This window comes from Gryllotalpicola sp. CP2-P1, from assembly GCF_057512245.1.
Map to the genome: position 1 here is coordinate 1 of NZ_JBLRDT010000015.1, position 25543 is coordinate 25543.

25 protein-coding genes are annotated in these 25543 nt (G+C 70.0%); 17 read left to right on the top strand and 8 right to left on the bottom strand.

The window, feature by feature from the left end; all coding sequences use genetic code 11:
• Positions 1-886 (top strand): Gfo/Idh/MocA family protein (locus ACM2XV_RS02425; RefSeq protein WP_487025845.1); only part of this gene is annotated, 886 nt, incomplete at its 5' end.
• Complete coding sequence (locus ACM2XV_RS02430) at positions 886-1782, top strand: TolB family protein (protein ID WP_487025846.1); 897 nt, start codon at positions 886-888, stop codon at positions 1780-1782. The genes ACM2XV_RS02425 and ACM2XV_RS02430, both read left to right, overlap by 1 nt.
• 3 nt (positions 1783-1785) lie before the next feature.
• Here the strand turns inward: ACM2XV_RS02430 and ACM2XV_RS02435 are convergent, their stop codons facing one another.
• Complete coding sequence (locus ACM2XV_RS02435; protein ID WP_344778602.1) at positions 1786-2673, bottom strand: HpcH/HpaI aldolase/citrate lyase family protein; 888 nt, start codon at positions 2671-2673, stop codon at positions 1786-1788.
• 113 nt (positions 2674-2786) lie between these two features.
• Between ACM2XV_RS02435 and ACM2XV_RS02440 the strand changes: the two genes are divergently transcribed.
• Positions 2787-4007 (top strand): enolase C-terminal domain-like protein, encoded by a 1221-nt coding sequence (locus ACM2XV_RS02440; RefSeq protein ID WP_487025847.1) that lies wholly within the window; start codon positions 2787-2789, stop codon positions 4005-4007.
• Positions 4008-4098: 91 nt separating this feature from the next.
• Here the strand turns inward: ACM2XV_RS02440 and ACM2XV_RS02445 are convergent, their stop codons facing one another.
• A complete protein-coding gene (locus tag ACM2XV_RS02445) occupies positions 4099-5106 on the bottom strand; it encodes an MBL fold metallo-hydrolase (RefSeq protein WP_487025848.1) in 1008 nt (335 codons plus the stop codon).
• Positions 5107-5220: 114 nt separating this feature from the next.
• Between ACM2XV_RS02445 and ACM2XV_RS02450 the strand changes: the two genes are divergently transcribed.
• The 8 genes from ACM2XV_RS02450 (at position 5221) to ACM2XV_RS02485 (ending at position 12643) form a co-directional block, all read left to right on the top strand.
• Complete coding sequence (locus ACM2XV_RS02450; protein WP_487025849.1) at positions 5221-6180, top strand: L-lactate dehydrogenase; 960 nt, start codon at positions 5221-5223, stop codon at positions 6178-6180.
• A 62-nt stretch (positions 6181-6242) separates the two neighbouring features.
• Positions 6243-6992, top strand: coding sequence for a response regulator transcription factor (locus ACM2XV_RS02455; protein ID WP_344778594.1), 750 nt, complete (start codon positions 6243-6245; stop codon positions 6990-6992).
• Positions 6993-7044: 52 nt separating this feature from the next.
• A complete protein-coding gene (locus ACM2XV_RS02460) occupies positions 7045-8577 on the top strand; it encodes a sensor histidine kinase (RefSeq protein WP_487025850.1) in 1533 nt (510 codons plus the stop codon).
• 111 nt (positions 8578-8688) lie between these two features.
• Complete coding sequence (locus ACM2XV_RS02465; protein ID WP_487025851.1) at positions 8689-9546, top strand: NAD-dependent epimerase/dehydratase family protein; 858 nt, start codon at positions 8689-8691, stop codon at positions 9544-9546.
• A 264-nt stretch (positions 9547-9810) separates the two neighbouring features.
• On the top strand, positions 9811-10326 hold the full coding sequence (gene rplJ, locus ACM2XV_RS02470; protein ID WP_487025852.1) for a 50S ribosomal protein L10: 516 nt from the start codon (positions 9811-9813) through the stop codon (positions 10324-10326).
• 109 nt (positions 10327-10435) lie between these two features.
• Complete coding sequence (rplL, locus tag ACM2XV_RS02475; RefSeq protein WP_344778586.1) at positions 10436-10828, top strand: 50S ribosomal protein L7/L12; 393 nt, start codon at positions 10436-10438, stop codon at positions 10826-10828.
• Positions 10829-10927: 99 nt separating this feature from the next.
• Complete coding sequence (locus ACM2XV_RS02480) at positions 10928-11398, top strand: MarR family winged helix-turn-helix transcriptional regulator (protein WP_344778584.1); 471 nt, start codon at positions 10928-10930, stop codon at positions 11396-11398.
• Positions 11399-12643 carry an MFS transporter gene (locus ACM2XV_RS02485; RefSeq protein WP_487025853.1) on the top strand — a complete coding sequence of 415 codons (1245 nt, stop codon included), beginning with the start codon at positions 11399-11401 and terminating at the stop codon, positions 12641-12643.
• 71 nt (positions 12644-12714) lie between these two features.
• Here ACM2XV_RS02485 and ACM2XV_RS02490 read toward each other — a convergent pair whose 3' ends face one another.
• The 5 genes from ACM2XV_RS02490 to ACM2XV_RS02510 are packed head-to-tail and all read right to left on the bottom strand — an operon-like array spanning position 12715 to position 17204.
• On the bottom strand, positions 12715-13737 hold the full coding sequence (locus ACM2XV_RS02490; RefSeq protein ID WP_487025854.1) for a LacI family DNA-binding transcriptional regulator: 1023 nt from the start codon (positions 13735-13737) through the stop codon (positions 12715-12717).
• Positions 13706-13978, bottom strand: coding sequence for a hypothetical protein (locus ACM2XV_RS02495; RefSeq protein WP_487025855.1), 273 nt, complete (start codon positions 13976-13978; stop codon positions 13706-13708). Before ACM2XV_RS02495 ends, ACM2XV_RS02490 begins: the two co-directional genes overlap by 32 nt.
• Positions 13979-13980: 2 nt before the next feature.
• Positions 13981-14874, bottom strand: a complete 894-nt coding sequence (locus ACM2XV_RS02500) for a carbohydrate ABC transporter permease (RefSeq protein WP_487025862.1) — start codon at positions 14872-14874, stop codon at positions 13981-13983.
• A gap of 17 nt (positions 14875-14891) precedes the next feature.
• Positions 14892-15920 (bottom strand): carbohydrate ABC transporter permease, encoded by a 1029-nt coding sequence (locus ACM2XV_RS02505; RefSeq protein ID WP_344778576.1) that lies wholly within the window; start codon positions 15918-15920, stop codon positions 14892-14894.
• 6 nt (positions 15921-15926) lie between these two features.
• The gene (locus ACM2XV_RS02510; RefSeq protein ID WP_344778574.1) at positions 15927-17204 is read right to left on the bottom strand and encodes an ABC transporter substrate-binding protein; all 1278 of its coding nucleotides are present in this window, start codon (positions 17202-17204) and stop codon (positions 15927-15929) included.
• A 165-nt stretch (positions 17205-17369) separates the two neighbouring features.
• On the opposite strand from ACM2XV_RS02510, the gene ACM2XV_RS02515 reads away from it, so the two are divergent.
• The gene (locus ACM2XV_RS02515; RefSeq protein WP_487025856.1) at positions 17370-19265 is read left to right on the top strand and encodes an ABC transporter ATP-binding protein; all 1896 of its coding nucleotides are present in this window, start codon (positions 17370-17372) and stop codon (positions 19263-19265) included.
• Between the two features lie 79 nt (positions 19266-19344).
• Positions 19345-20610, top strand: a complete 1266-nt coding sequence (locus tag ACM2XV_RS02520) for an Nramp family divalent metal transporter (RefSeq protein ID WP_487025857.1) — start codon at positions 19345-19347, stop codon at positions 20608-20610.
• Between the two features lie 93 nt (positions 20611-20703).
• On the opposite strand, the gene ACM2XV_RS02525 is transcribed toward ACM2XV_RS02520, so the two are convergent.
• Positions 20704-21333 (bottom strand): metal-dependent transcriptional regulator, encoded by a 630-nt coding sequence (locus ACM2XV_RS02525; RefSeq protein WP_487025858.1) that lies wholly within the window; start codon positions 21331-21333, stop codon positions 20704-20706.
• Between the two features lie 96 nt (positions 21334-21429).
• On the opposite strand from ACM2XV_RS02525, the gene ACM2XV_RS02530 reads away from it, so the two are divergent.
• The 4 genes from ACM2XV_RS02530 to ACM2XV_RS02545 all read left to right on the top strand — a co-directional run bounded on the left by ACM2XV_RS02530 (position 21430) and on the right by ACM2XV_RS02545 (position 25427).
• Positions 21430-22794, top strand: a complete 1365-nt coding sequence (locus ACM2XV_RS02530) for a cystathionine beta-synthase (protein WP_487025859.1) — start codon at positions 21430-21432, stop codon at positions 22792-22794.
• Between the two features lie 107 nt (positions 22795-22901).
• Positions 22902-24056 carry a cystathionine gamma-synthase gene (locus tag ACM2XV_RS02535; RefSeq protein WP_487025860.1) on the top strand — a complete coding sequence of 385 codons (1155 nt, stop codon included), beginning with the start codon at positions 22902-22904 and terminating at the stop codon, positions 24054-24056.
• An 87-nt stretch (positions 24057-24143) separates the two neighbouring features.
• Positions 24144-24887, top strand: coding sequence for a dienelactone hydrolase family protein (locus ACM2XV_RS02540; protein ID WP_487025861.1), 744 nt, complete (start codon positions 24144-24146; stop codon positions 24885-24887).
• 27 nt (positions 24888-24914) lie between these two features.
• Positions 24915-25427 carry a mycothiol transferase gene (locus tag ACM2XV_RS02545; RefSeq protein WP_344778560.1) on the top strand — a complete coding sequence of 171 codons (513 nt, stop codon included), beginning with the start codon at positions 24915-24917 and terminating at the stop codon, positions 25425-25427.
• Positions 25428-25543 lie beyond the last annotated feature (116 nt).

Here is a 25543-nt window from a genome sequence, read left to right on the forward strand (position 1 = left end):
CCCCGCGGTCGACGTGGTGCACGTGACGACGCCGAACGCGCTGCATGCGCAGCAGGCCGCGGCCGCGCTCGCCGCGGGGAAGCACGTCGTGTGCGAGAAGCCCCTCGCAACGAGTCTCTCGGATGCGGAGCGGCTGGTCGAGGCATCCGCCGCCCGCACCGCGACCGTGCCGTTCGTGTACCGCTTCCACCCGCTTGTGAGGGAGGCGCGCGCACGCGTGGCGGCCGGTGAGACGGGGCGCGTGCTCACCATCCAGGGCGCGTATCTGCAGGACTGGCTGCTGTCGGCCGACGACGACAACTGGCGCGTGGATGCCGCAGCGGGCGGCCGCTCGCGCGCCTTCGCCGACATCGGCTCGCACCTGGTCGACCTGATCGAGTTCGTGACGGGGGAGCGCGTCGCACGCGTGGCTGCGTCGAAGCGGACCTTCATCGAGAGCCGTGCCGAGCACGCGCGCATCGAGACAGAGGACGCCGTGGCCGTCGTTCTCGAGACCGAGGGCGGTGCGATCGGAACGCTCCTCGTCTCCCAGCTCGCACCGGGGCGGAAGAACCGCCTGCACATCGAGATCGGCGGCGCGGCGGAGTCCGTCGTGTTCGATCAGGAGCAGCCCGAGACGCTGTGGGTCGGCCGCCGAGCCGGCTCTCTGCTGGTTCCGCGTGACGCCGAGCAGCTCGCCGCTGACGCGGCGCGCCTCGTGACGACGCCCGCCGGGCACCCGCAGGGCTACCAGGACGCATTCAACGCGTTCGTCGCCGACAGCTATGCCGCGATCGGCGGGGCGCGGCCCGACGGGCTGCCGCGGTTCGAGGACGGGCTGCGCGCGGTGCGGGTGACCGAGGCCGTCATGGCCGCCGCCGAGCGCGCCGAGTGGGTCGAGCTCTGATGGCCAGGGGATTCGCGCCCGGTCAGTCTGCCACGCTGTGGGTGTACGACATCGAGGCGGATGCCGCACGGGAGGTGCTGAGCTCGGATCGGCTGCTCTTCGAGGCGCCGAACTGGACCCCCGACGGGGCGGCGCTCGTCGTCAACGGCGACGGCCGACTGTTCTGGGTGCCGGCTTCGGCGACGCCCCCGAGCGCGGTGCTGACCGAGATCGATCTCGGGGGGATCCCCGAGATCAACAACGACCACGTGCTCTCGCCCGACGGCGACACGGTCTATGTCTCGGCGCAGGACGGGCACCTCTACGCCGTTCCGCTCGACGGCAGCGGGCCGCGCCAGGTGTCGCACGATCGCGGTGACTTCCATCACTACCTGCACGGCGTCTCGCGCGACGGCTCGACCCTCGCCTACATCGGGCTGTCATGGGAGGGCGACCGGCGCGTCACCAACGTCTACCTGCTGCCGCTCGACGGGGGCGACGAGGTGCAGCTCACGGACGACGGATTCCAGGATGACGGCGCCGAGTTCGGCCCGGGGCCGGACGGCGCCGAGTGGGTCTACTTCAATTCCGAGCGGGCCGGGGGCGCCGCCGGGCATGCGCAGCTCTTCCGAATGCGGCCGGACGGGGCATCCGTCACCCGGCTGACCGACGACGAGCGCGTGAACTGGTTCCCTCACCCGTCGCCCGACGGGAGGCATCTCGCCTACGTGAGCTACCCGCCGGGGACCGAGGGGCACCCCGAGAACATCGCCGACGTGCGCATCAGGCTGACGACGCCCGCCGGCGGCACGGGGCGAGACCTCGTCACCGTGTTCGGCGGGCAGGGGGCGATGAACGTGGGCAGCTGGGCGCCGGATTCCTCGGCGTTCGCCTATGTGACGTACTCGGACGTGTAGGACTCAGCTCGCGGGCGCGATCTTGAAGAGGTCGGCCCGGCGCTTGATCGTCTCGGCCCGCGCGAGACGCGGCTTGTCGGAGCCGTCACGGATGACGCGCCCGTCGGCCTCGAACTCGGCGAGGAAGTCGAGCGCCCACGCCACGTCGGCCGGCGACGGGCTCATCGACTCGTTGATGACGGCCGGCTGCTCATGGTCGAGGCACAGCTTGCCCGTCATGCCGAGCGCCACGGCGTCGGCCGCCTGCTCGCGCAGCACCGGGTGCGTGCTCGCGACCGTCGGGCCGTCGATGGGGCCCGGCAGGCCGCCGATGCGGCTGGCGAGGACGAGCCGTGTGCGCGGGTATGCCATCGCGAGTGGGGTGTTCGACGCGCCGGTGTCGCGGCGGTAGTCCCCCGACCCGAAGGCGAGGCGGTAGGCGCCCCTGGCACGCGCGATGTCCGCGGCATCCTCGATGCCGAGCGCGGACTCGATCAGGGTGACGACGGGCGTCTGGCCGCCGAGCCGCTGGAAGGTGTCGGTCACCTGCTCGGCGGCCTCGGTCTTCGCGAGCATGACGCCCTTGAGGCCGGGAACGCCGGCGAGTGCGGCGAGGTCGTCGCTCCAGTCCACCGTGGTCCAGTCGTTGATGCGCACCCACGCGCTGCCGCCCGAGCTCAGCCAGTCGACGACCTTGTCGCGGGCCGCGTCCTTCAGCGACGCATCGATCGCGTCCTCGAGATCCAGGACGATCTGGTCGGCGCGACCGAGCATGGCGCGGTCGAAGAGCTCGTCTCGCAGGGCGGAGACGAGCTGCCACGACCGGGCGTTCTCACCGTCGACGCGGTTCGCCTCGCGGGCGGCGCGGCGCTGCTCGAGTGCGGTGCCGTTGCTCTGTTCGGTCGAAGTCACGTGTCTCCCTGAGGTAGCTCGGTGCGCCGGCGAGGACGTCGCATCGTCGCGCAGCTCACCCCTGCACGATACGCCCTCCCGCAAAGCCGGGTCGCGCGGGGCAGACTGGCGGCATGGAGCCACTCAGCCGCGAGCACAGCGCAGTGCGCAGCATCCGCATCGCCTCGATCGAAGTCCAGCTCGTGCGGGGAGCCGCGCCGGCGCCGCCGCAGGGCGACACGCAGCGTCAGGTGCGGGCCGAGTCGTTCTACGACAGCAGGCGGCCGCCGTTTCGGACGCCCGCCGCCCCCTGGAACGGCGGCGAGATGGTCGCGCACTATCTCAGGATCGGAACGGATGCCGGCGCGGAGGGCTTCTACGGACCGATCGACGCCGACGTCACCTGGCTGATCAGCGAGAAGATCGCACCTGAGCTCATCGGCGAGGACGCGCTGGCCGGAAACGCGCACTGGGATCTGCTCGAGCGACTGGAGCGCCACGGGCGGCACGGTCATTACAAGATGGCGCTCAGTGCCATCGACAACGCGCTCTGGGATCTGCGCGGCCGCGTCTTCGGGGCGCCGGTCTGGCAGCTGCTGGGCGGAGCGGCCCGTGAGCGCGTGCCCGCCTACCTGAGCACTCTCGGCGCTTCGCTCGACCTCGACGAGGTGCGCGCTCTGGCCGCGGCCGCGAAGGAGGAGGGCTTCGCGGGGCAGAAGTGGTTCTTCGGCGACGGCCCGGCCGATGGCGCCGCCGGGCTGCGGCGCAATGTCGCGCTCGCCGAAGCCGTGCGCGAGACCATCGGGCCTGACGAGCCGATGATGTTCGACGCATATCGCGGCTGGGATCTTGCGTATGCCCGCGCGTGGGCCGAGCGCGTCGAGGACCTCGACCCCACGTGGCTCGAGGAGCCGTTCGGCCAGAACCAGTTCCCTGCCTTCGCCGCGCTGGCGCGCAGTACCCGCATTCCGATCAGCGCCGGCGAGCACATCTACGACAGGCAGGAGCTGCTGCCCTATCTCACGGAGGGGGTGCTCGCTGTCGCGCAATGCGACCCGGAGTGGTGCGGAGGCGTCACAGAGCTCCTGCGGATCTGTGCGGTCGCCGAGGTCTTCGGCGTTCCCGTGATTCCGCACGGCCATGGCATCCACTCGGCGCTTCACGTCGTCGCCAGCCAGTCGCCTGCGCTGTGCCCGAAGGTCGAGTATCTGGGGCGCCACATCCCGAACCGGCACCACTTCGAGCTCGAGCCGCCGGTGCCGGTCGGCGGATCGTTCGAGCTTCCGAGCCGGCCCGGCTTCGGCATCCGCCTCGACGACGCCAAGATCGACGAGATCTCGACGCTGCGGTTCTAGTCAAGGGTCTCCATTCGGCTGCGCCGAGTCGACCCGCGTTCGCGGTCTCCATTCGGCTGCGCCGAGTCGACCCGCGGCAGGGCCGGGCGGGCTATGCCGCGCGCTCGGTCTCGGCCGTGCGGCCGAGCCGGTCGATGTGCATCTCGACCTGTGCCAGAGCGGAATCGAGCAGGTAGTGGGACAGGTTCTCCCACCCGAGACTCCAGTACAGCTGCGACGCGACCTCCCACACGGACGGGTGATCGAGCCGGTCGAGCACGCCGGCGACTTCTGCCGTGCGCCGAGCGTGATGGGCGGCGAGCTTCTCGCACCGTGCGCGCAGCCCGAAGAAGCGGTAGCCGTGCCCGGGGCACACCTGGTGGTCATCGAGGTCGGCAACGCGGTCGAGCGCGTCGAGGTAGTCGCTGATGGGGTTGCTCGGAGTCGGGCCGCCAAGCCCAAGCCCCGGGTTCAGCAGCGGCAGGACGTGGTCGCCGGTGAACAGCAGCTTCCGCTCGGCGTCGCGCAGGCAGATGCTGCCGTAGGTGTGGCCGGGCGTCCAGATCACGTCGAGCCGGATGTCGCCGAGCGCGATCTGCGCGCCGCCCTCGACGAGGCGGTCGGCGGTGATGCGCGCCTTCGAGAAGCGCTCCTCGGTGACGCGGGCGAGCTCGTCGCGGCGGGCGTGCGGCACACCCCAGCGGTCGAACCGCTCGGCGTCGGCCCCGCCGAACTCGCCGTCGATCGCGGCCTGCTCGAGCCGGTGCAGCACCACCTCGGCGCCGGAGGCCGCGCGCACGCGCGCGCCCATGCCGAGGTGGTCGAAATGCAGGTGGGTGACGACGATGGTGCGGATGTCGGAGACCGAGCGGCCGATCATGGAGAGCTGCCTCTCGAGGCGCTGCCAGTTCGCATCGGTGTCGACGCCCGGGTCGATCAGGTGGACTCCGCCCGAGGCATCCGCCAGGACATAGCTCAGCGTGTACAGCAGCGGCTGGCCCTTGCTCGGGAACTCGGTCGGCAGCGTCCAGACCCCGGGCACCACCTCGGCCGGCTCGGGGATGCCCCCGTGCGTCGCCGCGTGCTGCTCTGCCGTGTCGACAACCTGCTCAGCCGTCATGCTCCGCCTTCCCCCGGTCAGCTCTGACCGAGTCAGTAGCTTAATGCCCGCGCTGCGGGCGAAGCTGGGCGGGGCCCATAGACGCCGGGACCGGCCGAACGGAATGATGGCGTCATGGCCAACGTGCGAACCACGAAGCTCGGCATCATCGGCGCGGGTGCGGTCGGAACCTCACTCGCCTATGCGGCCCTCATCCGCGGTGCGGCGGACGAGGTCGCGATCTACGACATCAATTCGGCGCGCGCCGAGGCGCAGGTCCTCGACCTGGCCCACGGCACCCCGTTCGCGCATCGCACCAGAGTCACGGGTGGCGGCGAGCTCGGGGTCCTCGCCGCGTCGGACGTGATCGTGATCACGGCCGGCGCCGCCCAGCAGCCCGGGCAGAGCCGGCTCGACCTGGTGAACACCAATGCCGAGATCATCCGCGACCTCATGCCACGCCTCGTCAAGATCTCGCCGGATGCCGTCTATCTGCTCGTCACGAACCCCGTCGACGTGCTCACCGAGGTGGCGGCGGATGTCGCCGGGCTGCGGCGCGGGCAGGTGATCGGCTCGGGCACGACGCTCGACTCGTCACGACTGCGCTGGCTCGTGGCCGAGACGGCCGGGGTGGCGCCGCGCGACGTGCACGCGATGATCCTCGGCGAGCACGGCGACAGCGCGTTCCCGCTCTGGTCCAACGCGACGATCGGCGGCTCGCCGATCCGTGGCTGGGCGGACGAGAGCGGCGCCAAGATCTTCGACGACGCGAAGATGGCCGAGCTGGCGAACCAGGCCGTGCTGTCGGCCTACTCGATCATCGCGGGCAAGGGCGCGACGAACTACGCCATCGGGCTCGCCGGGGTGCGCCTCGTCGAGGCGATCCTGCGCGATGAGCACATGGTGACGCCGGTCAGCACGGTGCTGCGCGACTACGAGGGCGTCGATGGGATCGCACTGTCGGTGCCGTGCGTGCTCGGGGCAGGCGGCGTGCAGCGCGTGCTGCGCGTGCCGATGGACAGCACGGAGCACGAGGCATTCCACCGCAGCGGGGACGCGATCAGGGCCGTGCTGCAGGAGATCGGCCAGCTGTAGTTCACAGGCAAGCCATAAGTTCGGCATAGGCCGCTCGAAAGGATGCGCGCATAATCGGCAGAATGAGCATCGACCTGTCCGATTCGCGCACCGCGCAGGCACCCCTTCACCACGCCGATGGCTCGCCGATCCGAGTGCTCGTCGTCGACGACGAGAACACGCTGACCGACCTGCTGCAGATGGCCCTCCGCTACGAGGGCTGGGAGGTGAAGAGCGCGTCGACCGGTCACCAGGCCGTCACCGTCGCGCGTGACTTCAAGCCGGACGCGGTCGTGCTCGACATCATGCTTCCCGACTTCGACGGGCTGCAGGTCATGCGCCGGATCCGGGAGACGGGCAGTGAGACGCCGGTGCTCTTCCTCACGGCGAAGGACTCGCTCGACGACCGCATCGCCGGCCTCACCGCCGGCGGCGACGACTACGTCACCAAGCCGTTCAGCCTCGAGGAGCTCGTCGCCCGCCTGCGCAGTCTGCTGCGCCGCTCCCGCGCCCTCATCGCCGACACAAGCGACCCGCGCATCGTGGTCGGCGACCTCGTGCTCGACGAGGACAGCTACGAGGTGACTCGCGGGGGCGAGCAGATCAGCCTGACGGCGACCGAATTCGAGCTGTTGCGCTACCTCATGCGCAACCCGCGTCGCGTGCTGTCCAAGGCGCAGATCCTCGACCGGGTCTGGTCGTACGACTTCGGCGGTACCTCGAGCGTCGTCGAGCTCTACATCTCCTACCTGCGCAAGAAGATCGACGCGGGCCGCAAGCCGATGATCCACACCGTGCGCGGTGCCGGATACATGGTCAAGGCCGCGGAGTGACCCCGGGCGCACGATGACGCAGTCGGCACCCAGGCCGGTAGCCTCGGTGCCGATGAGCACCGGGGCGGATGGCCGGACCCTCGACGCGGGCATGCTGCTGCGTCGAGTGGCCGGCCGGCTGCGCCATCCGTTCCGCTCATGGACGCTGCGCCGCAAGCTCGTCGCCGCGGTGGTGGCGCTGGTCGCCGTGCTGGGCGTGGCGATCGGCTCGGTGAGCGTGACGCTGCTGCACAACTACCTGATCGACCGCGTCGACGTGCAGCTGCAGTATGCGAGTGAGCGCGGCATCACCATCGCGGTGCAGAGCTACCTGCATGGCCAGAGCGTCGGCGCCGACACGATCGTCACCTACACCGGGCAGCCGGGCGGAACCTTCGCCGCTCTGCTGCAGGGCAGCCACGTCACGAGCAGCTACTACCAGCCCACCGGGTCGGAGGGTGGTGCGCACAAGGCCGTCGCGGACGCAGACTTCGTCAGCAAGATGCTCTCGCTTCCGAAGGACGGGACTCCGACCTCGGTCGACCTGGGCGGCAACCTCGGTGAATACCGCGTCGCTGCGGAGGATCTGCCGGACGGCCAGAACCTGGTGATCGGCCTGCCGCTCGCCGAAGCGCAGGCCACCACCGAGCACCTCACCCTCACCATGCTCTTCGCCACGATCGCGGCGTCGCTCTTCGCAGCCGGGATCGGCCTGCTGATCGTGCGGTTGTCGTTGCGCCCCCTCGACAGGGTCGCCCACGCGGCGACCACCGTGTCGACTCTGCCGCTCGACCGGGGCGAGGTCGCTCTGCGCGTGCGGGTGGCGGATGAGGACACGGACCCGCGCACCGAGGTCGGCCGTGTGGGCAGCGCCTTCAACGCGATGCTGGGGCACGTGGCATCCGCTCTCTCTGCGCGCGAAGCGAGCGAGCGCAAGGTGAGGCAGTTCATCTCCGATGCCTCGCACGAGCTGCGCACGCCGCTCGCCTCGATCCGCGGCTACTCGGAGCTCACGCGGCGCTCGGGCGAGGTGATCCCGCCCGATGTGCAGCACTCGATCGGCCGGATCGAGTCCGAGGCGACGCGCATGACGACGATGGTCGAGGATCTGCTGCTGCTGGCGCGGCTCGACGAGGGCCGCGAGCTCGATCGCGACCCCGTCGACCTTTCGATGCTGCTCATCGACCTGCTCTCCGACGCGCACGCGGCGGGGCCCGACCACCACTGGTCGCTGGACGTGCCGGGGGAGCCCGTCGAGATCGTCGGGGATCGGACCCGGCTGCATCAGGTGTTCGCGAACCTGCTCACCAACGCACGCGTGCACACGCCGGCCGGCACGACCGTGACGCTCGGCATGCGAGCCCACGACGGCTTCGCCGAGGTCAGCGTCGCCGACGACGGGCCGGGGATCCAGCCCGAGCTGCAGCCCGTGCTGTTCGAGCGCTTCGCGCGCGGAGACAGCTCGCGTTCGCGCAACACCGGCTCGACCGGGCTCGGACTCGCGATCGTGAAGGCCGTCGTGGATGCCCAGGGCGGCTCGATCGCCGTCGAGAGCGAACCGGGGCGGACCGTGTTCACGGTGCGGCTGCCGCTCGCGGGGGAGTGAGGGGCCTCCATTCGGCTGCGCCGAGTCGACCCGCGGGTGGGGCTGCGCCGAGTCGACCCGCGGCCGATAGGCTGAGGGCGGTCGTATCGATTCGATGAGACGGAGCAGTCAATGAAGATCGCCCTGACCGGTGGGTCCGGAAAGCTCGGCGCGAATGTCCTCTCCTACTTGCGCGACGCGGGTCACGAGGTCACCAATCTCGACCTCGCAGGGCAGCGCGGGCCCGGATTCCTGCGGGTCGACCTCACCGACTACGGCGCCGTCGTCTCCGCGCTCTCCGGGGTGCGCGACGGCGCGTACCCCCAAGGCGCGACGGACTATGACGCCGTCGTGAACCTCGCGGCCATTCCTGCGCCGGGCATCGTGAGCGACGCCGAGACGTTCCGCAACAACGCTCTCGTCACGTTCAACGTGTTCCATGCCGCCACCCGGCTCGGCATCCGCAACATCGTCTTCGCGTCCAGCGAGACGATCCTGGGCCTGCCCTTCATCACCCCGCCGCCGTACATCCCCCTCGACGAAAAGGTCGAGCTGCCCGAGTCCGTCTATTCGCTGAACAAGCTGCTCGAGGAGAAGCAGGCCGAGCAGCTCGCCCGCTGGTACCCCGACCTCAAGATCGTGGCCCTGCGGTTCTCGAACGTGATGAACGTCGAGGATTACGCCGAGTTCCCATCGTTCGACGCCGACGCGAACCTGCGCAAGTGGAACCTGTGGGGCTACATCGACGCACGCGATGGCGCCCAGGCCGTGCTCAAGGCGCTCGAGTACTCGACTCCGGGGTTCGAGCGCTTCGTGATCGCCTCGCCCGACACCGTGATGACCCGGCCGAATGCCGAGCTCGTGGCCGAGGTGTTCCCGGGCGTCGAGGTGCGAGGAGAGGTCGGCGTGAACGACACGTTGCTGTCGATCGAGAAGGCACGGCGGCTGCTCGGGTACGACCCGAAGCATTCCTGGCGGGAGCACGTGTAGGTCTCCATTCGGCTGCGCCGAGTCGACCGGCGGAGCTGTGTTACGATTGTCGAAAGCCAAAGACCGCAGGTTTCCGGCGTGCCCGCAAGGGAATGCCGGACCAAGGTCCTCGAAAGAGGCGACCCGCGCAGGTTCACGATTTTGAAGATCGATCGATCGCCAAGCTCCGTGCCCTGCGCCGGAGCTTTTTTCTTTGTACTTCTCCTTGCGGGCTGCGGCGGCTCGAGGCATCCGTCTCGGGTGAATCGTTCATAAGGAGTGGCCATGGCGAACAAGGAAGCCGCGGTTGCCGAGCTCACGGAGTTGTTCCAGAGCTCGACCGCCGTTCTGCTGACCGAGTACCGCGGTCTGTCTGTTGCGAAGCTGCGCGAACTGCGCCGCTCCATCAGCACTGACGCGTCGTACGCCGTGGTGAAGAACACGCTGTCCAAGATCGCAGCGAACAACGCCGGTATCACGGCGTTCGACGACGAGCTCGCCGGCCCGTCTGCGATCGCGTTCGTTCACGGTGACCCCGTCGCCGTTGCGAAGGGTCTGCGCGACTTTGCCAAGGCAAACCCTCTCCTCGTGGTCAAGGGCGGCTATTTCGATGGCAAGCCGCTGACCGCGGAAGAGGTTGGCAAGCTCGCCGACCTCGAGAGCCGTGAGGTTCTGCTGGCCAAGCTGGCAGGCGCCTTCAAGGCCTCGCTGTTCGGAGCCGCCTATCTGTTCAACGCACCGCTGTCGAAGGCTGTTCGCACCGTCGACGCGCTGCGTGAGAAGCAGGAGTCCGCTGCGTAAGTTCCCTGACGCTCGAGGGTCTCGATACGCGCGCTTCGCGTGCTACTCGGCCAGCGGGCGACGGGTGCCACGACAGCGGTGAGTACACATTCAACAAGGAGAAGAAACAATGGCAAAGCTTTCCACCGAGGAACTGCTTGACGCGTTCAAGGAGCTCACGCTCATCGAGCTGAACGACTTCGTCAAGGCATTCGAGGAGACCTTCGAGGTCACCGCCGCGGCTCCGGTCGCGGTCGCCGCTGCTGGTGCCGCCGGCGGTGCCGGTGCTGCTGCTGAAGAGGCTGAGGAGAAGGACTCCTTCGACGTCATCCTCGAGGCCGCTGGCGACAAGAAGATCCAGGTCATCAAGGTCGTCCGCGAGCTCACCTCGCTCGGCCTGGGTGAGGCGAAGGCCGTCGTCGACGGCGCTCCGAAGGCCGTCCTCGAGGGCGCCAACAAGGAGACCGCCGACAAGGCGAAGGCCGCTCTCGAAGAGGTCGGCGCTTCCGTCACCCTCAAGTAAGTCCCGCCGGCTCTGCCGGTCTGCAAGGGGCGTCGCACCACGGTACGGCGCCCCTTTCGCATGTTGTATTAGATAGTGAAGCTATGTAAACTTGATGCCGTGACGGATGCCGATGCCCTGCGTGACGCATTGAGTGAGCTCGTGCAGGTGAACTCCCGCTTGGTGCAGGCGATCCGCCGCATCGCCCGCGAGAACGGGTCGGTCGACTCTCTCGCCAGCTGGCGCACGCTCGGCGTGCTGCAGCGGCGCGGGCCGCTGCGCGTCGGCGCACTCGCCGATGCCAGCCAGGTGGCGCAGCCCACCATGACGAAGCTCGTCGCAGGGCTCGTCGAGCGGGGCTGGGTCGAGCGGGTCGCCGATGCCGACGATGCCCGGGCATCGAAGATCGACATCAGCGCGGCCGGAGTGACGGCCCTCGCCGAATGGCGCGCCGGGCTGGCATCCGTGCTGCTGCCGTACTTCGCCGACATCAGCGAGGGCGACCTCGACGCCCTGCGGCGCACCGTCACCCTGCTTGACACGCACATCGCGGGCCTCGAGCCCGCCGAACCCCAGGAGGTGGCGTCCTAGATGGCGCACGAACAGGCATCCGGATCGATTCTCAAACAGCCGCTCGCCGTGTGGGCGATCGCCTTCGCCTGCGTGGTGTCGTTCATGGGCATCGGGCTCGTCGACCCGATCCTGCCTGCGATCGCCGAGGCGACGCACGCGACCGCCACGCAGACCGAGATGCTGTTCACCACGTACCTGCTGATCACGGGCGTGATGATGTTCTTCACAAGCTGGCTGTCGAGCCGCATCGGCGCCAAGCGCACGCTGCTCATCGGCCTCGCGCTCATCGTCGTGTTCGCCGCCCTCGCCGGCGCGAGCGGGACGGTCGGGCAGATCATCGGGCTGCGGGCCGGCTGGGGCCTCGGGAACGCGCTGTTCATCTCGACGGCGCTCGCTTCGATCGTCGGCGCGGCCGCGGGCGGAGCGGCGAACGCGATCATCCTCTACGAGGCGGCGCTCGGCCTCGGTCTCGCCGTCGGCCCGCTCGTGGGCGGCCTGCTCGGCGAGATCTCGTGGCGTGGACCGTTCTTCGGAACCGCCGCACTGATGGCCATCGGGTTCATCGCGATCGTCACCATGCTGCGCGGGCCGCAGGTGAAGCCGACCCCGACGCCGCTGTCCGCGCCGTTCAAGGGCCTGGGTCGGCCTGCGCTCGCGATCATGGCCGCGACCGCGCTGTTCTACAACATGGGCTTCTTCGTGCTGCTCGCCTGGACACCCTTCGCGCTGCAGGCCATCGGCGTCGCGAGCGCCATGCAGCTCGGCTACATCTTCTTCGGCTGGGGCGTCGCCGTTGCGGTGACCTCGGTGTTCGTGGCGCCGATGCTGACGGCGCGGATGCGTCGGACGACGGTGCTGGTCATCGTCATCCCGCTGCTCGCCGTGGTGCTGCTGCTCGCGGCGCTGCTGCACACGAGCGTCGTGGCCCTTGTGATCCTCGTGATCGTCGGCGGTCTCTTCCTCGGCATCCTGAACACGGTCCTCACCGAGTGCTCGATGGAGGCCACCGACCTGCCGCGGCCGGTCGCCTCGAGCGCGTACTCGGGTGTGCGCTTCGTCGGTGGCGCCATTGCGCCGCCGCTCGCCTCGACGCTGGCCGGGCACTTCGGCACGACGGCCGCGCCGTTCTGGTACGGCGTCATCGTTCTCGTCGTCGCGACGCTCATCGTGGTCGTCGGCCGCCGGTGGCTGGGGCGCGCAGATGGCACGGAGGAGCACCGCGAGGAGGTCGCCGAGGCGATCGGCGTCGGCGACGCAGACTAGGGGCGCTCTCGCGAGCAGGGTCTGGCCCCGAGACGCGCTACTCGGCCCGGCGGATACGGCCGCTGAGCGACCTACTCGACCGGCGTGCGGGACGCAGGCGGGGCGGTCGTCGCCCGCTCGATGAGCGTTGCCGGCACGTGCAGCTGCCCCACCCGAGGCGGTGCCCCTGCCAGCTCGTCGAGCATGAGCTCGGCGGCGAGGCGCCCCTGCCCGAAGGCGTCCTGAGCGATCGTCGTGAGGCCGAAGGTCTCGGCGAGCGCGTGGTTGTCGATTCCGATGACGGAGAGCTCGCGCGGGACGTCGAGACCGAGCTCGCGGGCGGCGAGTATCGCGCCGATCGCCATCTCGTCGGAGGCGGCGAAAAGCGCGGTCGGCCGCGGCTCGCGCCGCAGCAGCCGCAGTGCCGCCTCGCGCGCCCCCGAGATCTGGAAGTCGCTCGGCTCGATCCACTCCGGCCGGGCGGACAGCCCTGCCGAAGAGAGCGCCAGCTCGTAGCCGCGCCGGCGCCGCTGCGGCACGCGCTTGTTGAGGCCCGGCTCCGGGATGCCGGCGAGGTGGCCGATCTGCCGGTGGCCGAGGGCGATCAGATGAGCGGTCGCCGCGCGGGCCACGGCGAGCTCGTCCACCCCGAGGTGCCGAAGACCCGGGACGGGGCCGCCGACGACGATCGTGGGGTGGCCGAGCGAGGCGAGCTGCTCGCGTTCGGCGGGCGTGAAGTCGAGACACAGGGCGATCACCGCGTCGGTGCGCTTGCGCAGAATCGAGCGGTGGAAGACCCGCTCGCGGTCCTCGCCCCTGAGGCCCAGGTTGAACAGGATCGTGTCGTAGCCGACTCGTCGCAGTGCGGCGTCGATGCCCTCGAGTACCGTCGCGTAGAACCATCGGCTGACGTTCGGCACGACGACGCCCATGGCGAGCGTGCGACCCGTCGCGAGCCCCGACGCGCTTGAGGAGACGACGTAGCCGAGCTGCTCGGCGGTGGCCAGCACGGTCTCGCGCGTCGCGGGGGAGACGTTGGGCAGCCCCCTCAGCGCGCGCGAGACCGTGGCGGTGGAGACCCCGCTAGCCCTGGCGACGTCGTCGATACTCGTCAAGCGAGCCACCCCAGGCGGTCGACACCGGCGCGCCGCCTCGGGCCTCGGCGGCGAGCATGCGCCGCCTCAGCGCGATCAGGAGCGCGACGACCACGACGAACCCGAGCAGGGCCAGTGCCCAGCCGAGCGCGGGCGCGCCGGTGAGCTCGCTGACCCCGGTGATCACGAGGAACGCGACGGCGAAGAACCCGAAGATCCCCAGCGCGATGTCGACCAACTCGATCGGTTTCCAATTCAGCATGGTCAGCCCTTCACGCCACCGGCGGTGAGGCCCGCGACGATGCGGCGCTGGAGGATGAGGACCAGCACGACGAGGGGGACCGTGACGATGGTGCCCGCCGCCATGATCGCGGTGTACGGCACCTGGTGGGGCAGGCTGCCGGTGAAGGACGCGATCGCGACCGTGACCGGCTGGGTGGCGTCGCTCGACAGCTGGCTCGAGATGAGGAACTCGTTCCAGGAGGCGATGAAGGCGAGGATCGCCGTCGTGAAGACGGCGGGCGCCGCCAGCGGCAGGATCACCTTGCGGAACGCCTGCGCCGAGGTGCAGCCGTCGATGCGCGCCGCCTCCTCCAGATCCCACGGCATCTCCCTCAGGAAGGAGGTGAGCGTGTAGACGGTCAGCGGCAACGCGAACGAGATCTCCGGGATGATCAGCGCCTGGTACGTGCCCATCCAGCCGATGTTGGTGAACAGCTGGAAGAGCGGAGTCAGCAGCGCCACTCCGGGGAACATCGAGGCGCCCATGATCACGCCGAGCACGATGCCTTTGAAGCGGAACTCGACGCGCGCGAGCGCATAGGACGCGAAGACGCCGATCACGAGCGAGACGACCGTGACCGAGACGCCGATGATCAGGCTGTTCAAGAGCGCCCGGCCGAGGTGGTTGCCCCAGTGCGTCGACAGCGCGGTCACATAGTTGTCGAACGTGACGTGCGTGGGCCAGAACGCCGTGTCGAAGGTGTAGCCGACGTCGCGGAACGACGTGACCACCATCCAGTAGAACGGCAAGAGGCACCAGATGACGATGATCGCCGCCTGGACCCAGGTGCGCACACTCGCCCAGCGGCGCCGCGACGCCGCCGCGCGATTGACGTCGACGCGCTGCTCGGCGTCGCTGCGGGCGCCTGCGCCGATTCGAGTCGCTGTGGTGGTCACTTGAGCTCCCCCTTCTGCTGGGCCTGCGTCGTCTGCACGACGTTGGCGCCGAGGAACCGCACGAAGACGAACGCGATCACGAAGATGAACACGAACACGATCGTCGAGAGGGCGGATGCCGCATTGGGCCCCTGCCTCATCTGCTCCACCACCAGCACCGACCAGGTCGCGGTCGCATTGCCGCCGCCGAAGATCGCCGGCAGGTCGTACATGCGCAGCGCGTCGAGGATGCGGAACAGCACGGCGACGAGCAGCGCGGGGCGCACGAGCGGCAGGGTGACGGTCCAGAACGTCTTCCAGGTGGATGCACCGTCGACCCGCGCGGCCTCGTAGATCTCACCGGGGATGAGCTGCAGGCCCGCGAGGATCAGCAGCGCCATGAACGGCGTGGTCTTCCAGACGTCGATGATGATGATCGCGATGCGCGATGGCCAGTCGTCGCTCGTCCACAGGATCTTCGTGGCGAAGATCGCGTTCACGATGCCCGCCACGGAGAAGATGAAGTACCAGAGCTTCGCGGTGACCGCCGTCGGGATCGCCCACGGCACGAGGATCGCGGTGCGCACGAGCGAGCGGCCGGCGAAGGCGCGGTTCATGATGATCGCCATCCAGAACCCGATCACGGTCTCGAGCACCACCGTGGTGACGGTGAAGAAGAAGGTCGTGAACGTCGCCGACCAGAACTGCGCGCCGAGGTTCCCCGACGGGCACGCGGTCGTGCCGCCGTCACCCGTGGGGCAGCGCTGCAGCAGCCAATGGGTGAAGTTGCTGAACCCTGCGAAGCCGCCCTGGACGAAGAATCCGGTTGCGGGGTCGAGCCCCGCGTCCTTCTGGAACGAGGTGATGATCGCGCTCACGATCGGGTAGCCGATCACGACCGCGAGGAGCACCAGCGTCGGAAGGATGAGAAGCAGGGCGTTGCGGCTGCGCACGCGCTGGGCGCGCTGCAGGCCGCCGCGCTCCTGCCTCGGGCCGCGGGGCGACGCGCTCGAACCGCGCGTCGCCCCCGAGACGGTGGCGGACATGGGCGCCTAGCTGCCCGAGCCCGCGGTCTTGATGGCCTTCTGCATGTTGCTCAGCGCCTGGTCGACCGAGTCCGTGCCCTTCAGCGCGGCGAAGGAGTCGTCCTCGATGGCCTTCGTGATCGCAGGGTAGAAGGGGCTGACCGGGCGCGGCACGGCGGTGTCGAGCGACTTCTTCAGCGTGCTCAGGTAGGGCAGCTGCTTGTTCAGGGCCGGGTCGCTGTAGAGCGACGCGAGAGCCGGGGCGTTGGATGCCTTGGTGACGGCCTCGCGCTGGATCTTCTCGGTCTCCATGAACTTGATGAAGTCGACCGCCGTCGCCTTGTGCTTCGAGTAGGCGCTCACCGCGATGTTGTGCCCGCCGAGGCTCGACGCGCCGGCGCCGTCGATGCCGGGCAGCGGCGCGACGGCGAACTTGCCCTTGACCTTCGAGCTGCCGTCGGTCGACGCGAGCGAGTAGATGTACGGCCAGTTGCGGTGGAACAGCAGCTTGCCCGCCTCGAAGGCCTGCCGGCCCTCCTCCTCCTGGTAGGTCAGCGCCTCCTGCGGGATGTTCCCGTCCTTGAAGGCGTCGACCAGCGTCTGCAGGCCCTTCTTGGCCTCGGGGGTGTCGAGCGTCGGCGTCTTGCCGTCGTCGCCGACGATCGTGCCGCCCGCCGAGTTGATCGCCTCTGCGACGTTCACCGTGAGGCCCTCGTAGTCGGCGTACTGGCCGGCGTAGCAGCCGATGTTGTGCGCCTTCGCGATCGAGCAGTCCTTCATCATCTCGTCCCACGTGGTTGGCGGGGTCTTGACGAGATCGGTGCGGTAGTAGAGCAGGCCGCCGTCGGTGACCCACGGGGCGGTGTAGAGCGTGCCGCCGTAGGTGCCCGCCTTCACGGTCGCCGGCAGCATCTTCGAGGTGTCGAGCTTGTAGTCGCCCTTCAGCGGCTGAAGCCAGCCCTTCGCGGCGAACTCCGCCGTCCAGATCACGTCGACGGCCACGACGTCGTACCCGGAGTCCTTCGCCTGGAAGTGCTGCACGAGATCGTCGTGCTGTTGATCGGCCTGGTCGGACTGCTCCTTGAAGGTGACCTTCTCTTTCGGGTGAGCCGAGTTCCACTCCGCGATGATCGGGCGGATCAGGTTGTTGTTGTCCTTGCCCTGCACGTAGGTGATCGGGCCGCGGTCGTTGCCGCCGGAGCTGCTGCTGCTTCCGCCGTTGCCCGAGCAGCCGGACAGCGTCAGCGCTGTCGCTGCGATGACTGCGAACCCTGCGACGAGCAGGGGTCGACGTGATGCCTTCATGACACTCCTCATTGAGCTTGTGATGCATGGCCCCCGCCAAGGGGGCTGATAAGGAAAGCTAACCGAAGTGCGATAGGGCTGCAAGCGCTTGCATGCGCGCCTGGGCCGTGGCGCGGCCGCGGCGCGGGCTACGCGACCGGGTCGTCGGGCACATAGCCTCTAGTGGTGAGCGGGACAGGTGTCGGCCGCGGCCGCGGCGGCCGGATCGGCGCCGCCGACTTCGAGACGCAGCGGCGATTGAATGCCGAGGCACCCCGGGTCGAGCACCTGCTGCGCCGGATCGGCGAGCTGTTCGCGCCGTACCGCGGCCGCCTCGTGCTCACCGCCGTGCTGGTGCTCGTCTCGGCCGCGCTGAGCGTGGTGCCGCCGCTGCTCACCCAGCGGGTGTTCGACGACGGCCTCTTCCCGGCATCCGGCCGCGTCGACGTGCCGGTGCTCGTGACGCTCGTCGTCGCCATGGTCGTGCTGTTCGTCGCCTCCGGGCTCATCGGCGTGTGGCAGACGTGGCTCACGGCCACCGTCGGCAACCGTGTCATGGGCGCGCTGCGCGTGCGGCTGTTCGCGCACCTGCAGGCGATGGAGCTGAGCTTCTTCACCCGGACGAAGACAGGGGTCATCCAATCGCGGCTCCAGAACGACGTCGGCGGGGTCGCGAGCGTTCTCACGAACACCGTCTCGAGCGTGCTCGGGAACACGGTGCAGGTGATCGCCGCCTTCGTCGCGATGGTGCTGCTGAATTGGCAGCTCACACTCGTCGCCGTCGTGCTGATGCCCTTCCTCGTCATCGCCCAGCGGCGGGTCGGCCAGGTGCGCGCCCGCATCGCGGGGGCGACGCAGGAGAGCCTTTCCGAGCTGACCGCCATCACGCAGGAGACGCTGTCGGTCTCCGGCATCCTGCTCGCGAAGTCGTTCAACCGGCAGAAGAGCGAGATCGCGCGCTACACCGACGAGAACGAGACGCAGATCGGCCTGCAGGTCCGCCAGGCGATGAGCGGACAGTGGTTCTTCGCGATGGTGCAGGTGTTCCTGTCGTCGATTCCGGCGATCGTCTATCTCGTCGCGGGCTGGCTGCTCGCGGGCGGCGCGCCGGGTGTCACGGCCGGCACCATCGTCGCGTTCACGACCGTCCAGGCGCGGCTGCTGTTCCCGCTGCTCGGACTGCTGCGCGTCGCGCTCGATCTGCAGACCTCGGCGGCGCTCTTCGCGCGCATTTTCGAGTACCTCGACCTGAAGCCGGCGATCGCCGATCGAGCGGATGCCTCGAGCGTGACGGCAGCGGAAGAGGAGTGCGCCGACGGCGAGCGGCCGCCGCGGCGCCCCATCGGGGTCGAGTTCGAGCACGTGACCTTCCGCTACCCGGACGCGCGCGAGGGGGAGCGGGCGACGCTCGACGACGTGTCGTTCCGCATCGAGCCGGGGCGGTTCGCGGCGTTCGTCGGGCCGTCGGGAGCGGGGAAGACGACGGTCTCGTATCTGATTCCCCGCTTCTACGAGGCATCCGCCGGAATCGTGCGGTTCGGCGGACGCGACGTGCGCGAGCTGCGCGGCGAATCGCTCGTGTCGCACATCGGCGTCGTGAGCCAGGAGACCTATCTGTTCCACGCCTCGATCGCCGAGAACCTGCGCTACGCCCGTCCGGGGGCGACGGACGCCGAGCTCGAGGCGGCGTGCCGGGCGGCGAACATCCACGACACGATCGTGTCGTTCCCCGACGGGTACGGCACGCTCGTGGGCGAGCGCGGCTACCGCCTCTCGGGCGGCGAGAAGCAGCGCATCGCGATCGCGCGAGTGCTGCTGAAGGACCCCGAGGTGCTCATCCTCGACGAGGCGACGAGCGCGCTCGACTCGGTGTCGGAGCGCGTGGTGCAGCAGGCGCTGGACTCGGCGACCAGCGGGCGCACGACGATCGCGATCGCCCACCGGCTCTCGACGATCGTCGGGGCCGACGTGATCTTCGTGATCGACGGCGGCCGCGTCGTCGAGAGCGGGACGCACCCGGAGCTGCTGGCGCAGGGCGGCGTCTACGCGCGGCTGTACACGCAGCAGGTGCAGGCGGCGTGAGGGCGGGTGCCTCGATTCGGTTTCGCCGAGTCGACCCGCGCAAGAGTTAGACTCGTCTAACTTTTGTGAGGGGGCGCGCATGGCGATCGGCACGGATGCCGCGGACGAGGCATCCGCTCGCCCTGCGCGCGCTGCGCGCCGCGGCTGGTGGCGCCGCCTCGCGCTGCTCGGCCCCGCGTTCGTCGCCTCGATCGCCTACGTCGACCCCGGCAACGTCGCCGCGAACCTCACGGCCGGCGCGCGCTACGGCTTCCTGCTGCTGTGGGTGCTCGTGCTCGCGAACGCCGCGGCGATGCTCGTGCAGTACCTCTCGGCGAAGCTCGGCATCGTCACCGGCAAGAACCTGCCAGAGCTGCTCGCCGACCGGCTGAACCGGCCGGCACGGCTCGCGTTCTGGGCGCAGGCGGAGGTGGTCTCGGCGGCGACCGATCTCGCCGAGATCCTCGGCGGGGCGATCGCGCTGCAGCTGCTGTTCGGGCTGCCGCTCGTCGTCGGCGGGGTGATCGTCGGCGCCGCGTCGATCGGTCTGCTCGCCCTGCAGAACCGCGGCCAGCGCCGCTTCGAGTTCGCCATCATGGCGCTGCTCGCGGTCATCGCGGTCGGCTTCGTCGCCGGCGCCGTCATCGCCCCCATGGACTGGGGCGGCTTCGCCCGCGGGCTGATCCCGCGCTTCCAGGGCAGCGACACGGTCGTGCTCGCCGCGTCGATGCTGGGCGCGACCGTCATGCCGCATGCCGTCTACCTGCACTCCTCGCTGTCGCGAGACCGCCACCGCACCGACAAGTCGCAGAAGCACCGCCGCGCTCTGCTGGCCGCCAACCGGGTCGACGTCGTCTCGGCGCTCGCCATCGCCGGCATCGTGAACATCGCGATGCTCGTGCTCGCCGCGAACGCCCTGCGCGGCGTGGCCGGAACCGACACCATCCCAGGCGCATACGCCGCGATCACCCACGCGCTGGGCGCGGCGGTCGGCGTCGTCTTCGCCATCGGCCTGCTCGCCTCAGGGTTCGCGTCGTCGTCGGTCGGGTCCTACGCGGGCGCGGTCGTGATGGGCGCCCTGCTGCGCGTGCGCATTCCGCTGCTCGCGCGGCGCGCCGTCACCCTCGTGCCGGCACTCGTCGTGCTGGCCCTCGGCGTCGACCCGACCTGGGCGCTCGTCGTCAGCCAGGTCGTGCTGTCGGTCGGCATTCCCTTCGCGATCATTCCGCTGATCAGGCTGACCGGGTCGCGCGCCGTGATGGGGGAGCAGGCGGATGCCCCCGCCACACGCGTCATCGCTGCGGTGGTCGCGGGGGCGATCGTGCTGCTGAACGTGGTGCTGATCGTGCTCGTGGTCGTTCGCTGAGGAGAGGGGCTGGTCTCGATACGGTCGCAGAGCGACCTACTCGACCAACGGGGTGCGGTCGCAGAGCGACCTACTCGACCAACGGAATCCGACCTACTCGACCGCCGGAGCTGCGGATACCCAGATCGCGGCGGCTTCCTCTGCCGTGAAGTCGGCCGGCTTGATGAGCACCGTGCCCGGGCGGATGCCGCGCGCGGCGAGCGCGCGCAGCAGCGCCGGATCGGAGTCGGAGATGCGCTCCACCGTGAGAGGGACGCCGGCCGGGGCATCCGCCAGCAGGATCGCATCGGGCAGATGCGGCAGGCCGTCGCGCGTGGGGATGGGGTCGCCATGGGGGTCGCGTGTCGGGTGGCCGAGGAGGGCGTCGATGCGGTCCACCAGCGTGTCGGAGACGGCGTGCTCGAGGTTCTCGGCCTCGTCGTGCACCTCGTCCCACCCGTAGCCGAGCATGTCGACCAGGAAGGTCTCGATGAGGCGGTGCCTGCGCACCATGCCGAGCGCGTGCCCGCGGCCGAGCTCGGTGAGCTCGACCCCGCCGTACGGCTCGTGGGCGAGCAGCCCGGCGTCGACCAGGCGGCGCACCGCGTCGCTGACGGTCGCCTTGCGCACCCCCATGCGCTCGGCGAGCCGCGTCACCGTGACGGGGCCCGGCGCCCACTCCGTGGCGCTCCAGATCACCTTCAGGTAGTCCTGCACGGTGCTCGACAGCTCGGACAGGGGCATGCGGCAAGTTTACGAACGGCGCCCGCGCGGTGCCGATCGGCGCCCCGGTCGTAACACCGTGGCCGGTCGTCGGCGGCGCGACCTAGGCTGACGGCCGTGCGCATCGCGAACAGCATCGTCGACGTCATCGGGAACACCCCGCTCGTCCGCCTCACGAAGGTGACCGCAGGGGTCCGGGCCACCGTCCTCGCCAAGGTCGAGTACCTCAACCCGGGCGGATCGGCGAAGGACCGCATCGCGGAGCGGATCATCGACGCGGCCGAGCGCGACGGGCTCTTGAAGCCGGGCGGCACGATCGTCGAGCCGACGAGCGGCAACACGGGCGTCGGGCTCGCGCTCGTCGCGCAGCAGCGGGGGTATCGCTGCGTGTTCGTGCTGCCCGACAAGGTCGGCGAGGACAAGCGGGCGGTGCTCACCGCCTACGGTGCTGAGGTGGTCGTCACCCCCACGTCCGTCGCCGCCGACGACCCCGACTCGTACTACTCCGTCAGCGATCGGCTGGCCCGGGACATCCCCGGCGCCTTCAAGCCCAACCAGTATGCGAACCCGAACGGGCCGAGGAGCCACTACGAGTCGACCGGCCCCGAGATCTGGCGCGACACCGACGGCGCGGTGACCCACTTCGTGGCGGGCGTCGGCACCGGCGGCACGATCACCGGCACCGGGCGCTACCTCAAGGAGGTCTCGGGCGGCCGCGTGCGCATCGTCGGCGCCGACCCGGTCGGCTCGGTCTACTCCGGCGGCACCGGCCGGCCGTATCTCGTCGAGGGGGTCGGCGAGGACATCTGGCCGCCGGCCTACGACCCGAGCGTTCCGGACGAGGTGATCGCGGTCTCCGACCGGGAGGCCTTCGAGATGACCCGCCGCCTCGCGCGCGAGGAGGCGCTGCTCGTCGGCGGCTCGAGCGGCATGGCGGTGGTCGCAGCGCTCCGGGTCGCGGCATCCCTCGGCCCCGACGACGTCGTGGTCGTGCTGCTTCCCGACGGCGGGCGCGGCTATCTCGGCAAGATCTTCAACGACGGGTGGATGCGCTCGTACGGGTTCAGCGAGCCGGCCGCAGGTCAGACCGTGCGCGACATCGTCGCGAGCAAATCCGGCGAGCTGCCCGCGCTCGTGCACGCGCACCCGCAGGACACCGTGCACGACGCGATCGAGATCATGGGCACCTACGGTGTCTCGCAGCTGCCCGTGCTGTCGGCCGAGCCGCCCGTCGTGCTCGGCGAGGTCGTCGGCGCGCTCGACGAGGCCACGCTGCTCGAGCAGGTGTTCACCGGCGCGGCGGCGCTCGGCGACGAGGTGGCGAAGGTGGTCGCCGAGCCACTGCCGCTGATCGGCATCAGCGAGTCGGTCGCGACCGCGCGGGCGCGGCTGGGCGAGACATCCGCCCTGCTCATCACCGACGGCGGTGCGCCTGTGACGGTGCTGACGCGCGCGGATCTGCTGAGGTTCTTGAGCACGTGAACGAAGGGTCTCGATACGCGCTTCGCGCTACTCGACCAGCGGGAGTGAAGCAGAGGGTCTCGATACGCGCTTCGCGCTACTCGACCAACGGGAGAGAAAGAGAGAGCATGACTGACGGATTCGCCACCAGGGCCATTCACGCGGGGCAGGAGTTCGACCCGACGACCGGTGCGATCATCCCGCCCGTGTACCTCACGTCGACGTTCGTGCAGGACGGCATCGGCGGCCTGCGGGGCGGCTACGAGTACGGCCGCGCCGGCAACCCGACCCGCGACGTGCTGCAGACGCAGCTCGCCGCGCTCGAGGGCGGCGCAGGGGCGCTCTCGTTCTCGTCGGGGCTCGCCGCGGAGGACGCGGTGCTGCGCGCGACGCTCGCCCCCGGCGACCATGTCGTGCTCGGCGGCGACGCGTACGGCGGAACGCACCGGCTGATCAGCCGGATCTACGGCGCGTGGGGCGTGCGCCTCTCGACCGTCGACCTGGGCGATGCGGATGCCGTGCGCGCCGCGCTCGCCGTGGAGAACACCCGGCTGCTGTGGGTCGAGACGCCGAGCAACCCGCTCATGAAGATCAGCGACATCGCCCAGCTGGCCGAGCTCGCACGGGCGGCCGGCGCGCTCGCCGTGGTGGACAACACCTTCGCAAGCCCTGCGCTGCAGCAGCCGATCTCGCTCGGCGCCGACATCGTCGTGCACTCGACCACGAAGTACCTCGGCGGCCACTCCGACGTGATCGGCGGCGCCGTCGTCGTGGCACCAGGGCGCGACGAGCTGCTGCAGGCGATCACCTTCCAGCAGTTCGCCGTCGGCGCGGTCTCGGCCCCGCTCGACGCCTTCCTCACGACCCGCGGCATCAAGACCCTCGAGCTGCGGATGCGGCAGCACTCGGCGAACGCGCAGGCGGTGGCCGAGGCGCTCGACGGGCACCCGCGCGTCGAGCGGGTGTACCACCCGGGGCTCGCCTCGCACCCGGGGCACGAGCTGGCGGCGCGGCAGATGTCGGGCTTCGGGGGGATGCTCTCCGTCGCGCTCGCCGGCGGTGAGGAATCCGCACGTCGCTTCGCGGAATCGACCCGCGTGTTCCAGCTCGCCGAGTCGCTCGGCGGGGTCGAGTCGCTCATCGGCTACCCGAGCGAGATGACCCACGCCTCGGTGAAGGGAACGCCCCTCGCCGTACCCGAGAGCATCGTGCGGCTGTCGGTCGGGATCGAGAGCGTCGACGACCTCGTCGCGGACGTCCTCCAGGCGCTCGAGCGCGGCTGAGGCGGCGGGGCGGCGCGACCGGCGCAGCCAAGGACGTCGGCGCCGCGGCATAGGAAATCCATCTGGAATCGGGCGAGGATAGTTAGCATGAGCGAACTACACGGGCACACCATCGAATTCGGCGACTTCACCGGGTACGTCACACACCCCGCGGGCGAGGTGAAGGGCGGCCTCATCGTCATCGAGGAGATCTGGGGGCTCGTCGACCACATCAAGGACGTCGCGGACCGCTTCGCGGCGCAGGGCTACATCGTCGTCGCCCCCGACATTCTGAGCCACGCGGGCATCACGCCCGAGGTCGGCGGCGAGCTCGAGCGCCTGCGCGAGAGCGCCGATGAAGAGGAGCGCACGCGGGTGCAGCCCCTCATGCGCGAGAAGATGGCGCCGCTCAACCAGCCCGAGTACGGTGCGTGGGCCGTGGGCGCGCTGAAGAAGGTGGTCGACTGGCTCGAGGCGCAGCCCGCGATTGCCGGCCGCATCGCGGTGACGGGCTTCTGCTTCGGCGGCACCTACTCCTTCGCGCTCGCCGCGGCCGACGATCGGGTGCGGGCCGCCGCCCCGTTCTATGGCGCGCCGCCGCAGGCGACCGAGTACGACGGATTCGCGTGCCCGGTGCGCGCCTTCTACGGCGAGCAGGATGAGCGCCTGATCTCGGGCCTTCCCGAGGTCGAGCAGCGCATGTCGGAAGCGGGCGTCGACTTCGAGGCGACCGTGTACCCCGGCGCCGGGCACGCGTTCTTCAACGACACGAACACGCATGCGTACAACGCGGATGCCGCGAACGACGCATGGGAGAAGGTGAACGGCTTCCTGGCCACGGCCCTGGCCTGAGGCATCCGCCCCGCCTAGCGTGGGGGTATGGAACAACGCGAGCTGTTGATCGACGCATTCGGCCGCATCCGCGGCATCGTCCACCGGGTCGTCGAGGGGGCGAGCGCCGAGCTGCTCGGCTACCGCGCCGACCCCGAGGCGAACACCATCGCCTGGCTCGTCTGGCACCTGAGCCGCGGCCAGGACGCGCAGGTGGCCGACGTCGCCGGCACCGGCGAGGTGTGGTTCGACGGGTGGGCCGATCGCTTCGCCCTGCCGCTGCCGCGCGAGTCGACGGGCTACGGCCACACGAGCGCCGAGGTCGCCTCGGTCGTGGCGGCGCCCGAGCTGCTGCTCGGCTATCACGACGCCGTGCACGACGCGACCGTGGCGTATGTGCAGGGCCTCAGCGGCGAGGACCTCGACCGCGTCGTCGACACCTCGTGGGACCCGCCCGTGACGCTCGGCGTGCGGCTGATCTCGGTGCTCGGCGACGACTGGCAGCACGCCGGCCAGGCCGCCTTCGTGCAGGGGCTCGCGCAGCGCGCCGGCGTGGTCTGACGCCGGCGCGTGGCGAGATCAGCCGAGCGGAGGCGCGCCGGTCACAGCGGCCAGGCGGTGAGGCGGCCGCACATGCCCCAGCGTTCCGGCCCGGGCGCGATCGCCCCGACCCCACT